7 protein-coding genes and 2 rRNA genes are annotated in these 16,076 nt (G+C 58.5%); 8 read left to right on the forward strand and 1 reads right to left on the reverse strand.

Going from position 1 to position 16,076, the window contains the following annotated elements; translation table 11 throughout:
* Positions 1 to 6 precede the first annotated feature (6 nt).
* The 8 genes from ACOYXH_RS00020 to ACOYXH_RS00055 all read left to right on the forward strand — a co-directional run bounded on the left by ACOYXH_RS00020 (position 7) and on the right by ACOYXH_RS00055 (position 15,025).
* Positions 7 to 2,900 (forward strand): 23S ribosomal RNA (locus ACOYXH_RS00020).
* Positions 2,901 to 3,051: 151 nt separating this feature from the next.
* A 5S ribosomal RNA gene (gene rrf, locus ACOYXH_RS00025) occupies positions 3,052 to 3,167 on the forward strand.
* A gap of 154 nt (positions 3,168 to 3,321) precedes the next feature.
* The gene (gene recC / locus ACOYXH_RS00030; protein ID WP_460067044.1) at positions 3,322 to 6,774 is read left to right on the forward strand and encodes an exodeoxyribonuclease V subunit gamma; all 3,453 of its coding nucleotides are present in this window, start codon (positions 3,322 to 3,324) and stop codon (positions 6,772 to 6,774) included.
* On the forward strand, positions 6,771 to 10,460 hold the full coding sequence (gene recB, locus ACOYXH_RS00035; protein ID WP_460410155.1) for an exodeoxyribonuclease V subunit beta: 3,690 nt from the start codon (positions 6,771 to 6,773) through the stop codon (positions 10,458 to 10,460). The genes recC and recB overlap by 4 nt, the downstream gene beginning before the upstream one ends.
* Positions 10,457 to 12,565, forward strand: coding sequence for an exodeoxyribonuclease V subunit alpha (recD, locus tag ACOYXH_RS00040; protein ID WP_095126606.1), 2,109 nt, complete (start codon positions 10,457 to 10,459; stop codon positions 12,563 to 12,565). The genes recB and recD overlap by 4 nt, the downstream gene beginning before the upstream one ends.
* Before the next feature lie 119 nt (positions 12,566 to 12,684).
* On the forward strand, positions 12,685 to 13,260 hold the full coding sequence (locus tag ACOYXH_RS00045; protein ID WP_095051048.1) for a YfiR family protein: 576 nt from the start codon (positions 12,685 to 12,687) through the stop codon (positions 13,258 to 13,260).
* A complete protein-coding gene (locus tag ACOYXH_RS00050; protein ID WP_460410156.1) occupies positions 13,257 to 14,525 on the forward strand; it encodes a diguanylate cyclase domain-containing protein in 1,269 nt (422 codons plus the stop codon). The genes ACOYXH_RS00045 and ACOYXH_RS00050 overlap by 4 nt, the downstream gene beginning before the upstream one ends.
* A 47-nt stretch (positions 14,526 to 14,572) precedes the next feature.
* Positions 14,573 to 15,025 (forward strand): OmpA family protein, encoded by a 453-nt coding sequence (locus tag ACOYXH_RS00055; RefSeq protein WP_095051054.1) that lies wholly within the window; start codon positions 14,573 to 14,575, stop codon positions 15,023 to 15,025.
* Here the strand turns inward: ACOYXH_RS00055 and ACOYXH_RS00060 are convergent.
* Complete coding sequence (locus tag ACOYXH_RS00060) at positions 15,022 to 15,969, reverse strand: LysR family transcriptional regulator (RefSeq protein ID WP_095126604.1); 948 nt, start codon at positions 15,967 to 15,969, stop codon at positions 15,022 to 15,024. The two genes, ACOYXH_RS00055 and ACOYXH_RS00060, sit on opposite strands and share 4 nt — an antisense overlap.
* Between the last annotated feature and the right edge of the window lie 107 nt (positions 15,970 to 16,076).

Here is a 16,076-nt window from a genome sequence, read left to right on the forward strand (position 1 = left end):
TTATATGGTCAAGTGAAGAAGCGCATACGGTGGATGCCTTGGCAGTCAGAGGCGATGAAAGACGTGGTAGCCTGCGAAAAGCTTCGGGGAGTCGGCAAACAGACTTTGATCCGGAGATGTCTGAATGGGGGAACCCAGCCATCATAAGATGGTTATCTTGTACTGAATACATAGGTGCAAGAGGCGAACCAGGGGAACTGAAACATCTAAGTACCCTGAGGAAAAGAAATCAACCGAGATTCCCTTAGTAGTGGCGAGCGAACGGGGACTAGCCCTTAAGTGGCTTTGAGATTAGCGGAACGCTCTGGAAAGTGCGGCCATAGTGGGTGATAGCCCTGTACGCGAAAATCTCTTAGTCATGAAATCGAGTAGGACGGAGCACGAGAAACTTTGTCTGAATATGGGGGGACCATCCTCCAAGGCTAAATACTACTGACTGACCGATAGTGAACTAGTACCGTGAGGGAAAGGCGAAAAGAACCCCGGAGAGGGGAGTGAAATAGATCCTGAAACCGTATGCGTACAAGCAGTGGGAGCAGACTTTGTTCTGTGACTGCGTACCTTTTGTATAATGGGTCAGCGACTTATTTTCAGTGGCGAGCTTAACCGAATAGGGGAGGCGTAGCGAAAGCGAGTCTTAATAGGGCGTCTAGTCGCTGGGAATAGACCCGAAACCGGGCGATCTATCCATGGGCAGGTTGAAGGTTGGGTAACACTAACTGGAGGACCGAACCGACTACCGTTGAAAAGTTAGCGGATGACCTGTGGATCGGAGTGAAAGGCTAATCAAGCTCGGAGATAGCTGGTTCTCCTCGAAAGCTATTTAGGTAGCGCCTCATGTATCACTGTAGGGGGTAGAGCACTGTTTCGGCTAGGGGGTCATCCCGACTTACCAAACCGATGCAAACTCCGAATACCTACAAGTGCCGAGCATGGGAGACACACGGCGGGTGCTAACGTCCGTCGTGAAAAGGGAAACAACCCAGACCGTCAGCTAAGGTCCCAAAGTTATGGTTAAGTGGGAAACGATGTGGGAAGGCTTAGACAGCTAGGAGGTTGGCTTAGAAGCAGCCACCCTTTAAAGAAAGCGTAATAGCTCACTAGTCGAGTCGGCCTGCGCGGAAGATGTAACGGGGCTCAAACCATACACCGAAGCTACGGGTATCATCTTCGGATGATGCGGTAGAGGAGCGTTCTGTAAGCCTGTGAAGGTGAGTTGAGAAGCTTGCTGGAGGTATCAGAAGTGCGAATGCTGACATGAGTAACGACAATGGGTGTGAAAAACACCCACGCCGAAAGACCAAGGTTTCCTGCGCAACGTTAATCGACGCAGGGTTAGTCGGTCCCTAAGGCGAGGCTGAAAAGCGTAGTCGATGGAAAACAGGTTAATATTCCTGTACTTCTGGTTATTGCGATGGAGGGACGGAGAAGGCTAGGCCAGCTTGGCGTTGGTTGTCCAAGTTTAAGGTGGTAGGCTGAGATCTTAGGTAAATCCGGGATCTTAAGGCCGAGAGCTGATGACGAGTGTTCTTTTAGAACACGAAGTGGTTGATGCCATGCTTCCAAGAAAAGCTTCTAAGCTTCAGGTAACCAGGAACCGTACCCCAAACCGACACAGGTGGTTGGGTAGAGAATACCAAGGCGCTTGAGAGAACTCGGGTGAAGGAACTAGGCAAAATGGCACCGTAACTTCGGGAGAAGGTGCGCCGGTGAGGGTGAAGGACTTGCTCCGTAAGCTCATGCCGGTCGAAGATACCAGGCCGCTGCGACTGTTTATTAAAAACACAGCACTCTGCAAACACGAAAGTGGACGTATAGGGTGTGACGCCTGCCCGGTGCCGGAAGGTTAATTGATGGGGTTAGCTAACGCGAAGCTCTTGATCGAAGCCCCGGTAAACGGCGGCCGTAACTATAACGGTCCTAAGGTAGCGAAATTCCTTGTCGGGTAAGTTCCGACCTGCACGAATGGCGTAACGATGGCGGCGCTGTCTCCACCCGAGACTCAGTGAAATTGAAATCGCTGTGAAGATGCAGTGTATCCGCGGCTAGACGGAAAGACCCCGTGAACCTTTACTATAGCTTTGCACTGGACTTTGAATTTGCTTGTGTAGGATAGGTGGGAGGCTTTGAAGCGTGGACGCCAGTTCGCGTGGAGCCATCCTTGAAATACCACCCTGGCAACTTTGAGGTTCTAACTCAGGTCCGTTATCCGGATCGAGGACAGTGTATGGTGGGTAGTTTGACTGGGGCGGTCTCCTCCTAAAGAGTAACGGAGGAGTACGAAGGTGCGCTCAGACCGGTCGGAAATCGGTCGTAGAGTATAAAGGCAAAAGCGCGCTTGACTGCGAGACAGACACGTCGAGCAGGTACGAAAGTAGGTCTTAGTGATCCGGTGGTTCTGTATGGAAGGGCCATCGCTCAACGGATAAAAGGTACTCCGGGGATAACAGGCTGATACCGCCCAAGAGTTCATATCGACGGCGGTGTTTGGCACCTCGATGTCGGCTCATCACATCCTGGGGCTGAAGCCGGTCCCAAGGGTATGGCTGTTCGCCATTTAAAGTGGTACGCGAGCTGGGTTTAGAACGTCGTGAGACAGTTCGGTCCCTATCTGCCGTGGACGTTTGAGATTTGAGAGGGGCTGCTCCTAGTACGAGAGGACCGGAGTGGACGAACCTCTGGTGTTCCGGTTGTCACGCCAGTGGCATTGCCGGGTAGCTATGTTCGGGAAAGATAACCGCTGAAAGCATCTAAGCGGGAAACTTGCCTCAAGATGAGATCTCACTGGAACCTTGAGTTCCCTGAAGGGCCGTCGAAGACTACGACGTTGATAGGTTGGGTGTGTAAGCGCTGTGAGGCGTTGAGCTAACCAATACTAATTGCCCGTGAGGCTTGACCATATAACACCCAAGCAATTTGCGTCGAAGAGACCAGATTGCGGTGTGTGAAGACGAAACGAACCGAAAGTTCGATGTTCACAAACGCCGAAAGCTATCACATACCCAATTTGCTGAAGCGAGGCCACAAGGCCACGAGTCAGTACCCGAATTTCTTGACGACCATAGAGCGTTGGAACCACCTGATCCCATCCCGAACTCAGCAGTGAAACGATGCATCGCCGATGGTAGTGTGGGGTTTCCCCATGTGAGAGTAGGTCATCGTCAAGATTAAATTCCGAAACCCCAATTGCGAAAGCAGTTGGGGTTTTGTTTTGCCCGCGGGAAAGTTCGTACAGCATTCAAGGATGTCGTCCGGCTGTCATACCCTGTCGACAATGCTAAGGTTCTGCCCTGGCTTTTGTACTTCTCCAAGGAAACCCTTATGCCGGACTCCCAGTCCCTCAACGCTGCATTCATGGTGGTCCAGAGCAATAGTCTGGACGAACTGCGCAGCCTTGTGATCAGCATAATGCGGCGCTATCCACTGGCCCCGCTGGAAAACGAAATCGCTCTGGTGCAGAGCAACGGTATTGCGCAGTGGCTCAAACTGGCCTTGGCTGAAGATCCAGAGGACGACGACCTCGGAGGTTGCGGTATTGCTGCCGCGATAGATGTGCAACTGCCGGGCAGTTTCATGTGGCAGCTTTACCGCATGGTATTGGGTCGAGATGAAATTCCTCCCAAATCCCTGCTCGATAAGGCCCCGCTGACCTGGCGCCTTATGCGTCTGCTGCCACAGGTCATTGATCGCCCGCATTTCGAGCCGTTGCAACGCTTCCTTACCCATGACACCGACCTGCGCAAGCGCTATCAATTGTCCGAACGCTTGGCGGATCTGTTCGACCAATATCAGGTGTACCGGGCCGACTGGCTGGAAGACTGGGCCGAAGGCCGGCATCAATTGCGCACTGTCAGAGGTGAAGTAAAACCACTGCCCCCGACCAGTTGCTGGCAGGCAGAACTGTGGCGTGCGCTGCTGGATGACGTGGGTGAGCAAGGTATGGCGCAGAGTCGTGCCGGCGTTCATCAACGGTTTATTGAGCGCATCAACAACCTCAACGAAGCACCTGCGGGATTGCCTTCGCGAGTGATCGTTTTCGGGATTTCTTCGCTGCCAGCCCAAGTACTTGAAGCGCTGGCCGGGCTCGCGCGTTTCAGTCAGGTTCTGCTGTGTGTACACAACCCGTGCCGGCACCATTGGGCCGACATTGTCGCCGACAAGGATCTGCTGCGCCATCAATACAAACGGCAATCGCGCAAGACCGGAATGCCAGCAGTGCTGGATCCTGAAACACTGCATCAACACGCCCATCCACTATTGGCTGCGTGGGGCAAACAGGGCCGGGACTACATCAACCTGCTCGACAGTTATGACGATCCCAATAGCTATCGGGCGGCTTTTCGCGACGGCCGCATAGACCTGTTCAGCGAAACTCAGCCGCACAATCTGCTCAATCAACTCCAGGACGATATCCTGGAGTTGCGCCCACTCAACGAAACCCGTGAGCACTGGCCTGCTGTCGATCTGGCACAGGACGAGTCGATCCGCTTTCATATTGCCCACAGCGCACAACGTGAAGTCGAAATACTGCATGACCAGCTCCTGGCACGCTTCAGTGCCAACCCGGATCTGCGTCCGCGCGATGTGATCGTCATGGTGCCTGACGTCGATAGCTATGCCCCGCATATCCGCGCAGTATTTGGTCAGCTTGACCGGCATGATTCGCGGTTTATTCCCTTCACGTTGGCGGATCAGGGGCAACGTGGCCGTGATCCACTGCTGATCGCGGTCGAACACCTGCTCAAGCTTCCCGACAGTCGTTTCCCGGTCAGTGAAATTCTCGACCTGCTCGACGTTCCTGCACTCCGCGCTCGCTTTGGTGTAGAAGAGCGCGACCTGCCGACACTGCATCGCTGGATCGAAGGCGCGGGCGTGCGTTGGGGCATGAATGCCGAGCAGCGAGCGGGTCTGGGTTTACCCGACGAGCTTGAGCAAAACAGCTGGCATTTCGGTCTGCGTCGCATGCTTCTGGGCTACGCCGTCGGCAGTGCCAATGCATGCGAAGGGATTGAACCCTACGATGAGATCGGCGGACTCGACGCCGCACTGATCGGGCCGTTGGTGGCTCTGCTCGATGCGCTGGAACTGGCCCACCAGCAGCTCACCCAACCCGCTCAACCCAAGGAGTGGGGATACCGTTTGCAAGCGCTGATGCAACTGTTCTTCAAGGCCAGTAACGAGCATGACGACTACTTGTTGACCCAACTCGAAGAGCTGCGCGAAACCTGGCTGGAAACCTGTGAGGCTGTAGGTCTGGCGGATGAGCTACCACTGACCGTGGTTCGTGAAGCCTGGCTCGCCGGCCTGGACCAAGGGCGTTTGTCTCAGCGGTTTCTGGCCGGTGCCGTGAATTTTTGTACGCTGATGCCCATGCGCGCCATTCCATTCAAACTGGTCTGCCTGCTGGGGATGAACGACGGCGACTATCCCCGCGCGCAGCCGCCGCTGGACTTCGACCTCATGGGCAGCGACTACCGTCCGGGAGATCGCTCACGACGTGAAGATGACCGTTATCTTTTGCTTGAGGCGCTTTTGTCGGCGCGCAATCAGCTGTACATCAGTTGGGTGGGGCGCAGCATCCGCGACAACAGTGAACGACCGGCCTCCGTGTTGATTGGCCAACTGCGCGATCACCTCGCCAGCGGTTGGCGATTGCTCGACGAAAATCGCGATCTGTTGAGTGCCATGACGCAAGAGCACCCGCTGCAACCGTTCAGTGCGCGCTATTTTCATGAGGGCGACCAACTCTTCAGCTATGCCAGCGAATGGCAGGTTCTGCATCAACAGCATGAGCCTCAAAACGAAGCGCAGTTACTCACTCCTTATGTGCAAGAAGACCCGTTGAGCCTAGCGTTGTTGCAGGACTTTTTGCGCAACCCGGTCCGGCATTTTTTCACGCAACGCCTCAAGGTGTATTTCGAAGCGGCCGAAGCCCCCCTGGCCGATGAAGAACCCTTCGTGCTGGACGCATTGCAGCGTTACACGCTCAGCGACAGCCTGCTCGAAGCTGCTCTCAGGCAACCGGACAATGTCGAACAGGCGCTGACTGCCCAGGCACGACGTCTGCAAGACAGCGGTCTGTTGCCAATGGCCGGGTTTGGCGAGTGCCTGCAGCGAGAGCTGATCGAACCTCTGCCGGATCTACTGCAGCGTTATCAGCAACTGCTGACATTGTGGCCGACCCCGTTGAGCAGTGCCACGCCGGTCAACCTTGAATTGCAGGGCTTGCGACTCGAAGGCTGGCTCGCCGGTTTGCATCAGCGCGCCGACAGTGGCCTGTTGTCGGTCACGACCATTCCCAACAGCATTGGCTCGATCAAAAGCCGAAAATGGCATCGCCTGACCAAACCCTGGGTCAATCATCTGGTGGCCTGCGCCAGTGGACTTTCCCTGAGCACCGCATTGGTGGCCAGCGATGACACGCTGCTGCTTGAACCGATGGAGCCGGATCGAGCGGTACGTTTCCTCGGTGATTTGCTCCTCGCCTGGCAGGCCGGGATGCGTCAGCCACTGCCGATCGCGGTAAAAACTGCCTTCGCGTGGCTCGCTCAGAGCGACCCGCTGAAGGCCGAAGCGGCCGCGCGTAAAGCCTATGAAGGTGACGGGCAGACCAGCGAAGGCGAGCGCCGCGAGAGCCCGGCGTTGTCACGGCAATTTGCCGATTTTGAGGCATTGCTTGCCGATGAGACGTTCTCCGGTTGGTGTGACGCCTTGTATCGCCCGTTGTTTGAAGCGCCCTGGCGTTCGCTGTCCACCGAAGGGGCTCGCGCATGAGTACCAAGACACCCCTCGCACTGGCATTCCCGCTACAGGGCAGCCAGTTGATCGAAGCCAGTGCCGGTACCGGTAAAACCTTTACCATTTCGGCTTTGTATCTGCGGCTTATCCTCGGGCATGGTGACGAGGCGTGTGGATTCGGCCGAGAATTGTTGCCACCACAGATTCTGGTGGTGACCTTCACCGATGCCGCGACCAAGGAACTGCGGGAGCGCATACGCACGCGTCTGGCTGAGGCCGCTCGATTCTTTCGTGACGAAACGCCTGCGCCCGACGCGCTGATCGCCGAATTGCGTGATCAATTCGACTCCCCACAATGGCCCGGTTGCGCCAACCGCCTCGATGTCGCCGCGCAATGGATGGACGAGGCAGCTGTCTCGACGATCCACAGTTGGTGTCAGCGCATGCTGCGTGAGCATGCGTTCGACAGCGGCAGCTTGTTCACCCAATCCCTGGAAACCGATCACAGCGAGTTGCTCGGCGAAGTGCTGCGCGATTACTGGCGGCTGTTCTGTTACCCGATGCAGGGCGATGCCTTGAATTGGGTTCGCAGCAATTGGGGTGGGCCGGCGGCGTTGTTGCCTCGCGTGCGCGGCCTGTTCGCCAGCGAGCGTGACAGCGACGAGGGCAAGGCGCCTGCGGAGCTGATCGATGAATGTCTGCAAGAACGCCGTGCCGCGCTGATCGAGCTGAAAATGCCATGGCGTCAGTGGGCAGACGAATTGCTCGCCATCTGTCATCAAGGTGTTGCGAGCAAAACTGTCGACGGTCGCAAGATGCAGGCGCGTTACTTCGAACCGTGGTTCGAAAAGCTCAAGGCATGGGCCGAAGATGAGTCCCTGGAGCAACTGGATATCGGCACCGGTTTCACCCGACTGACTCCCGACGGGATGGCCGAAGCGTGGAAAGGCCAAGCTCCCAGTCACCCCGGCCTGGACGCGATGCCAAAGCTCAAGTCGAGCCTCGATGCATTGCCAACCCCTGATGCCGCAGTGTTGCAACATGCCGCCAAATGGGTAGGCGCGCGCTTTGAAGAAGAGAAGCGGCGTCGCGCCGAGATGGGCTTCGACGACATGTTGTTGCGCCTGGATGCCGCTCTGCAATCCGACGGAGGCGAACGTCTTGCGACGTTGATTCGCGAGCAGTTCCCGGTCGCGCTGATCGATGAGTTTCAGGACACCGACCCGGTGCAGTATCGAATCTTCGAAAGCATCTATCGCATCGAAGACAATAGTCCTGAAACCGGCCTGTTCCTGATTGGTGATCCGAAGCAGGCGATCTACGCTTTCCGCGGTGCAGACATCTATACCTACCTGCGTGCGCGTCAGGCCACCACTGGCCGGCTGCATACGCTGGGCACCAACTTCCGTTCCAGCCACGGCATGGTCAACGCGGTCAATCATGTTTTCGCACGCGCCGAGTCCCGAGAGCAGGGCCGCGGGGCGTTTTTGTTCCGCGAGAAAAACGGCGACAACCCGGTGCCGTTCCTCCCCGTCGAATCTCAAGGTCGCAAGGAACAGCTGCAAGTTGCCGGGCAAGCTGTCGCGGCGTTGAATGTCTGGCACTTGTCCACCGACCAGCCACTGTCGGGTGCGGTCTATCGTCAGCAGTTGGCGGCAGCGTGCGCCAGCGAAATCACCTCGCTGCTCAATGGTGGGCAAAACGCTAGCGCAGGGTTCATTCAGGACGGTAAAGATTTCAGAGGCCTGAGGCCGTCCGACATCGCGATTCTCGTGCGCGACGGCAAAGAAGCCCAGGCCGCGCGCGGAGAACTCGCCGCCCGTGGTGTGCGCAGCGTTTACCTGTCGGACAAGGATTCGGTATTCGCGGCACAAGAAGCCCACGACCTGTTGTCCTGGCTCAAGGCCTGTGCCGAGCCGGATGTCGAACGCTCCCTGAAAGCCGCATTGGCCTGCATCACCCTGAACCTGCCATTGGCTGAACTGGAACGTCTGAACCAGGACGAACTGGTCTGGGAAACCCGGGTCATGCAGTTCCGTGGCTATCGCGAGCTATGGCGCAAGCAAGGCGTGCTGCCGATGTTGCGCCGCCTGCTGCACGACTTCCATCTGCCGCAAACCTTGATGACACGCAGCGATGGCGAGCGTGTCCTGACCAACCTTTTGCACCTGTCGGAATTGATGCAGCAAGCAGCAGCGGAGCTGGACGGTGAACAAGCGCTGATTCGCCATCTGGCTGAACTGCTGGCAGTGTCTGGCCAGGCCGGCGAAGAGCAGATTCTGCGTCTGGAAAGTGATGAGCAATTGGTCAAGGTCGTGACCATCCACAAGTCCAAAGGCCTGGAATATCCATTGGTGTTCTTGCCGTTCATTTGTTCGGCAAAACCCGTGGATGGCAGTCGCCTGCCACTGCATTACCACGATGCAGAGGGCAAGGCTCAAGTGAGTTTGAAACCAACTGCCGAGTTGGTAGCGCAAGCGGACGATGAGCGTCTGGCCGAAGACTTGCGCTTGCTCTACGTTGCGTTGACTCGCGCACAACATGCCTGCTGGTTGGGCGTGACGGATCTCAAACGGGGCAATAACAACAGCTCGGTGCTGCACCTCTCGGCGCTGGGTTATCTGCTTGGTGGCGGCGCATCGCTTGGCGAGTCCAGCGAACTGAAACGCTGGCTGCAAGACCTGCAACTAGACTGCCCGGCTATCCATATCAATGAAATGCCCCAACCTACCGACGAGCATTACCAGCCGCCACGCAATGACGCCGTGCTGAGTGCCACACTGTTGCCCAAGCGCAAGGCCAGCGAGAACTGGTGGATCGCCTCCTACAGCGCTCTGCGCATCAGCGACGTGTTGAGTGGCGGCAGCGATGAAGCACCGGACAGCCCACAAGCGCAAAAGCTGTTTGATGACGAACGCCTCGACCCCGATGCGCCGCGGGAAATCATTGCCGGCGGCGCCGATATCCACCGCTTTCCGCGCGGTCCCAATCCGGGAACATTTCTCCACGGTTTGCTGGAATGGGCGGGAGATGACGGCTTTGCCGTTTCCCGCGAGGCGCTGGAGGATGCGATTGCCCGACGCTGCAACCTTCGCGGTTGGGAGGGTTGGATCACCACCTTGAGTGACTGGTTGCAGCATTTGCTCAAATCGCCACTACCGATTGCCGGCGGGCAGCCACCGGTTGTACTCGAACAGCTGAAGCAATATCGGGTCGAAATGGAATTCTGGTTCGCCAGCCATAAAGTCGATGTACTCAAACTCGACGAACTGGTGCGTCAGCATACGCATCGGGGCGTGGCCCGCGTGGCAGCCGAACCGGTGCAACTCAATGGCATGTTCAAAGGCTTCATCGACCTGACCTTTGAACACGATGGCCGTTATTACGTGGCGGACTACAAATCCAACTGGCTCGGTGTGGATGATCAGGCCTACACGGAGCAGGCCATGGAACAGTCGATCCTCGACAACCGCTATGACCTGCAATACGTGTTGTACCTGCTGGCGTTGCATCGCCAGCTCAAGGCGCGGCTGCCTGATTACGATTACGACCGACATGTCGGCGGCGCGTTGTATCTGTTCCTGCGTGGCACGCGTGCTGACAGTCGTGGTGTGTATTTCGCCCGTCCCCCTCGTGAACTGATCGAGCGTCTCGACCGTATGTTTCAAGGAAAACCCGAACCCAAGTCCGAACCCGCCTGGGAACAGGGAGTCCTGCTATGAGCCGCACCTTTGCCGATCTGCTACCCATACCGCTCGCAGCCGACAGCCTGTCGAGGCTTTCGCCGCTGACCAGCGCCGATGACCTGTTGATATTGCTGACTCGTTGGGTCGAGCGTGGCTGGCTGCGTGCGCTGGACAAAGCGTTCGTCGCGTTCCTGCACGAACTTGAGCGCGACACGGATCCGCTGGTGCTGTTGGCTGCCGCCCTGACCAGCCATCAACTGGGCCACGGTCATGTCTGTCTTGATCTGTACGAAACCCTTAAAGCTCCTGACTTCGCGCTGTCACTGCCCCCCGAAGGCGACGTGCAAGGCGGTGTGCTGTTGCTGCCGTCGCAATTGCTTGAGGCGCTCGACGGTGCTCATTGGTGCAGGGTGCTGGCGGGCAGCTCCTTGGTCGCGCTGGCGGCGGATTCCAGCGATTTCGCACAGCAACGCCCGCTGGTATTGTCGGGCAAACGTCTGTATCTGCGACGCTACTGGACCTACGAGCGGCGCATTGATACGGCGTTGCGCCAGCGCCTGGAGCAAGTCGAACCAACACCGGACGATCTGCCGCAGCGCTTGAACGAACTGTTCGGATCAGCCAGAACCGGCGAGGTAATCGACTGGCAGAAACTCGCCTGCGCCCTTGCCACTCGCGGTGCCTTCAGCATCGTCACCGGCGGTCCGGGTACCGGCAAAACCACCACGGTGGTGCGTTTGCTGGCCCTGCTTCAAGCGCCCGCAGTCGCTACCGGTCATCCGCTGCGGATTCGTCTGGCGGCACCGACAGGCAAGGCCGCGGCGCGGTTGACCGAGTCCATCAGCCAGCAGGTGCAGTCGCTGAAAGTTACCGAAGAGGTGCGGGCGAAGATTCCTTGTGACGTCACCACCGTGCATCGCTTGCTGGGCAGCCGTCCCGGCACCCGCCATTTCCGCCACCACGCCGGCAATCGCTTGCCACTGGATGTGCTGGTGGTCGACGAAGCCTCGATGATCGACCTGGAAATGATGGCCAATCTGCTCGATGCCTTGCCACCCCATGCACGCCTGGTTCTGTTGGGCGACAAGGACCAACTGGCCTCTGTGGAGGCCGGCGCTGTACTGGGGGATTTGTGCCGTGACGCCGAGGGTGGCTGGTACAGCCCGCAGACCCGACAGTGGCTGGAGTCGGTCAGCGGTGAGTCGTTGCAGGGCAGCGGCTTGCATGAAGACGTCGATGGCGCCCACCCGCTGGCCCAGCAGGTGGTCATGCTGCGCCACTCCCGGCGCTTCGGCGAGGGCAGCGGGATCGGTCAGCTCGCGCGTCGGGTCAATCAACAGTTGCCGGATGAAGCGCGTCAGTTGCTCACCGCCGGACACCATGACGATGTGTATTCGTTGCCACTCAAGGGTGAACACGATCACAAGCTGGAGCGCCTGCTGCTGGAAGGGCACGGCGACGGCCCGCAGGGTTACCGCCATTATCTGAGTGTGCTGCGTGATCAGCGCCCACCCTCGGCTCGGCCCCTCGAACATCCGGACTGGGTCGTTTGGGCCCGCGAGGTCTTGCAAGCTTTCGACACTTTCCAGTTGCTGTGCGCCGTGCGCAAAGGGCCATGGGGTGTCGAAGGTCTGAATCAACGAATCACCGCCGCATTGCTCAAAGCACGTCTGATTGAAAACGATCAGCAATGGTACGAAGGCCGTCCGGTTCTGATGACTCGCAACGATTACGGTCTGGGCTTGATGAACGGCGACATCGGGATCGCCCTCAAGCTGCCCGAGCGCGAAGGGCCGGACGCGGGCAAACCGGTGTTACGCGTGGCGTTCCCGCGCAACGATGGGCAGGGTGGCGTGCGTTTTGTATTGCCAAGCCGCCTCAACGACGTCGAAACCGTCTACGCCATGACGGTGCACAAGTCTCAGGGCTCGGAGTTTGCCCACACCGCGCTGATCCTTCCCGATGCCTTGAACCCGGTGCTTACCAAAGAATTGATCTACACCGGCATCACCCGCGCAAAGCACTGGTTCACCCTGATCGAATCCCGCCCGGGGGTGTTCGAGGAGGCAGTGCAGCGCAAGGTCAAACGCCTGAGCGGGCTGATGCTGGAACTGGAAGAGGGTGCCGTGCCTCGGGGGTGAAAATCCAGACGATTGACGGCGATTACTGACCAGCCGGTCAGAGGTAGCTGTCTCGCTGGCGTTCCAGTGCTGTGCTATCGTTGCGGCATCATTTCGCTACGATCCAAGAGAATCCCTGCATGAAGGTGTCTGTCTGGGCGACAGGGCGCGTAGTTGTCTGCAAGCACGCGTTGCTTGTCGGTCTGCTCTGGTTGTTGACGGGTGCGGCTGTCGCACAGTCGCAAGCGCCGACGGGCATGGCCGAACAACGGGCCAAATCTGTCACTCAGGTTGTTCTTGGCATTCTCAGCTACGCGCGCTGGCCGGTGGAACCGGCGCAATTGCGCTTGTGCATCGTCGGCCCCACCGAATACACCGATGATCTGGTCAAAGGCACCACTCAAGCCACCGGCCGGCCGGTGACCGTACGTCGCCTGCTGGCCGACAACCCGGCCATCATCAGCGAATGCGATGCGGTGTACATCGGCAAACTCACGACGGATGAACGCGCTCGCTTGTTCTCTTCGCTGATCGGTCACCCGGTATTGAGCATCAGCGAAGGCGGCGATCAATGCACGGTCGGCAGTCTGTTCTGTCTACGCATTGGCGATGAACAGGTGTCTTTCGAGGTCAACCTCGACTCCGTTGCCCGCAGCGGCGTGCGTATTCACCCAAGCGTGCTGCAATTGTCGCGTCGCAAACCGGCGGCGCCATGAAACTGTTCCGAGCGGAAAAACGCCCGACGTTGGGGTCGGTCATCGGCCGAGGGCATTTGATTGTTGCGCTGGTGGGCGTGGCGATGGCCAGTGTTTCGCTGACGTTGCTCGGCGTACTGGCTTTACGGGTGTACGCCGATCACAACCTGCACTTGATCGCCCGTTCGATCAGCTACACCGTGGAAGCTGCGGTGGTGTTCAACGACAAGACGGCCGCCAACGAATCGCTGGCGCTGATTGCTTCCGCCGAAGAGGTCGCTGATGCCCAGGTGCTGGACAGCCAGGGACAACTGCTCGCGCATTGGCAGCGACCGGAAAACGGCTTGTTCTCTGAGCTGGAAATGCAGATCACCCGCGCCGTCCTGGAGAAACCCATCAGCCTGCCGATCGAGCATCAGGACCGTGAAATCGGTCGCGTATTGCTCACGGGTCATGGCGGTAGCCTGATGCGCTTTCTGCTCAGTGGTCTGGCGGGGATCATCCTCTGTACCGCGATTAGCGCCTGGGTCGCGCTCTACCTGGCGCGGCGCCAGTTACGCTGCATCACCGGCCCCCTGCGCAGCCTGGCCGCCGTCGCCCACGCCGCACGCAGTGAACGCGCGCTGGACCGCCGTGTGCCGCCGGCGAAGATCGCCGAACTCGACAACCTCGGCAATGACTTCAACGCCTTGCTCGACGAACTGGAATCGTGGCAAACCCATCTGCAAAACGAAAATGAAACCCTCGCTCACCAAGCCAGTCACGACAGCCTGACCGGTTTGCCAAACCGCGCCTTTTTCGAAGGGCGGTTGATCCGCGCGTTGCGCAATGCCGGCAAACACGATGAGCGCGTGGCCGTGTTGTTTCTCGACAGTGACCGTTTCAAAGGCATCAACGACAACTTCGGCCACGCCGCCGGTGATGCGGTGTTGGTGGCCGTGGCCAACCGCGTCCGTGCGCAATTGCGTGAAGAGGATCTGGTGGCGCGACTGGGCGGTGACGAGTTCGCGGTTCTGCTCACGCCGCTGCACAAGGTCGAAGATGCCGAGCGAATTGCCGACAAGATCCTCGCCAGCATGGACATGCCCATCGCGTTGCCGGGCGACACCAGTGTGGTGACCTCGCTCAGTATCGGCATTGCGGTTTTTCCCGATCATGGTGCCACGCCGGGGGCCTTGCTCGATGCCGCCGATGCGGCGATGTATCAAGCCAAGCGCCTGTCGCGCGGCGCCCAATTCACGGCCGGGGCGGAGCACCCGGTCGATTCCGTGCAAACCAGGAGCTGACTCTCGTGTCCACACTGACCATTCGATCTTTTTACGCTGTGCTGTTGATGGCCGTACTGGCCCTGACCGGTTGCCAGACAGCGCCGCAAAAAGGCCTGACCCCGGCGCAAGTTGCGGTCCTCAAACAACAGGGCTTTGAATTGACTGACGAGGGCTGGGAGTTTGGCCTGTCCGGCAAAGTGCTGTTTGGCAGCGACGTCGAAAGCCTGAACACGCAAAGCACCGAGATCGTTGAACGCATCGGCAAGGCATTGCTGGGCGTCGGTATCGAGCGCGTGCGCGTCGATGGTCACACCGATGCATCGGGCAAGGAAACCTACAACCAGCAACTGTCCCTGCGCCGTGCGAAAAGTGTCGCCAACGTCCTGCGCACAGTCGGCATGAAGGACGAGAACATCCAGCTGCAGGGCCTGGGCAGCAAAGAGCCGGTGGCGTCCAACGATACGGCAGCGGGTCGCACGGAAAACCGCCGGGTCTCGATTGTGGTCAGCGCCGACTAATCGGCGAACTGCATGTCGCGGGTTTGCCCCATCAGCAGGCCCTGATTACGCTCGGTCACCTCGCGGATGTAATCCCACAACAGGGTGATCCGCTTGAGCTTGCGCAGGTCCTCCCGGCAGTACATCCAGAACTGCCGGGTGATGTCGATGTCCTCCGGCAACACCGGCAGCAGGCGCGGGTCCTGCGCGGCGAGGAAGCACGGCAGAATCGCCAGAGAACGCCCCTGCTGTGCGGCGACGAACTGTGCAATCACGCTGGTGCTGCGCAAATGCGCACTGGCGCCTGGCAGCACGTTCGCCAGGTACAGCAGCTCCGAGCTGAACGCCAGGTCATCCACATAACTGATGAATTGATGCTTGCTCAAATCGGCCGGGCGGCGGATCGGTGGGTGTTGGTCCAGATAGTCCTGGGTTGCGTAGAGCTGCAAACGGTAGTCGCATAATTTGCAGCAGACGTACGGTCCATGCTCCGGGCGTTCCAGGGCAATGACGATATCGGCCTCGCGCTTGGACAGGCTGATGAAGTGCGGCAGCGGCAGGATGTCCACCGAGATCGCCGGGTAGGCGTCGACGAAATGGCTCAGCTGCGGGGTGATGAAAAAACTGCCGAAGCCTTCGGTGCAGCCCATGCGCACGTGCCCGGAGAGTGCCACACCAGAGCCGGATACCTGCTCGCAGGCCATGTGCAATGTGCTTTCAATCGACTCGGCATAACCGAGCAAGCGCTGACCTTCGCTGGTCAGGACGAAGCCACTGGTGCGCGACTTTTCAAACAACAGCGTGCCGAGTGCCGCTTCCAGCGAACTGATCCGCCGCGACACCGTGGTGTAGTCGACAGCCAGCCGTTTGGCCGCGGTGCTGGCCTTGCGGGTGCGGGCGACTTCGAGGAAAAACTTGAGGTCGTCCCAGTTCAGCGAACCGAGGGAGGTGATGTTTTTTTGCATGATGGACGGGCTTATATGTGCGTTCTTATTAGAAGTTTGCACATCTATACTCCAAAAACAGTCCGACAACCAATTCGTGACACACGCCTCATCTCAAGGCGAACCTT

The sequence above is a fragment of the Pseudomonas sp. Mb7 genome (assembly GCF_054790525.1).

What these genes read in the sequence shown, in the direction of transcription:
- recC (WP_460067044.1), top strand. Translation starts at nt 3,322, where the DNA reads ATGCCGGACTCCCAGTCCCTCAACGCTGCATTCATGGTGGTCCAGAGC.
- recB (WP_460410155.1), top strand. Translation starts at nt 6,771, where the DNA reads ATGAGTACCAAGACACCCCTCGCACTGGCATTCCCGCTACAGGGCAGC.
- recD (WP_095126606.1), top strand. Translation starts at nt 10,457, where the DNA reads ATGAGCCGCACCTTTGCCGATCTGCTACCCATACCGCTCGCAGCCGAC.
- ACOYXH_RS00045 (WP_095051048.1), top strand. Translation starts at nt 12,685, where the DNA reads ATGAAGGTGTCTGTCTGGGCGACAGGGCGCGTAGTTGTCTGCAAGCAC.
- ACOYXH_RS00050 (WP_460410156.1), top strand. Translation starts at nt 13,257, where the DNA reads ATGAAACTGTTCCGAGCGGAAAAACGCCCGACGTTGGGGTCGGTCATC.
- ACOYXH_RS00055 (WP_095051054.1), top strand. Translation starts at nt 14,573, where the DNA reads ATGGCCGTACTGGCCCTGACCGGTTGCCAGACAGCGCCGCAAAAAGGC.
- ACOYXH_RS00060 (WP_095126604.1), bottom strand. Translation starts at nt 15,969, where the DNA reads ATGCAAAAAAACATCACCTCCCTCGGTTCGCTGAACTGGGACGACCTC.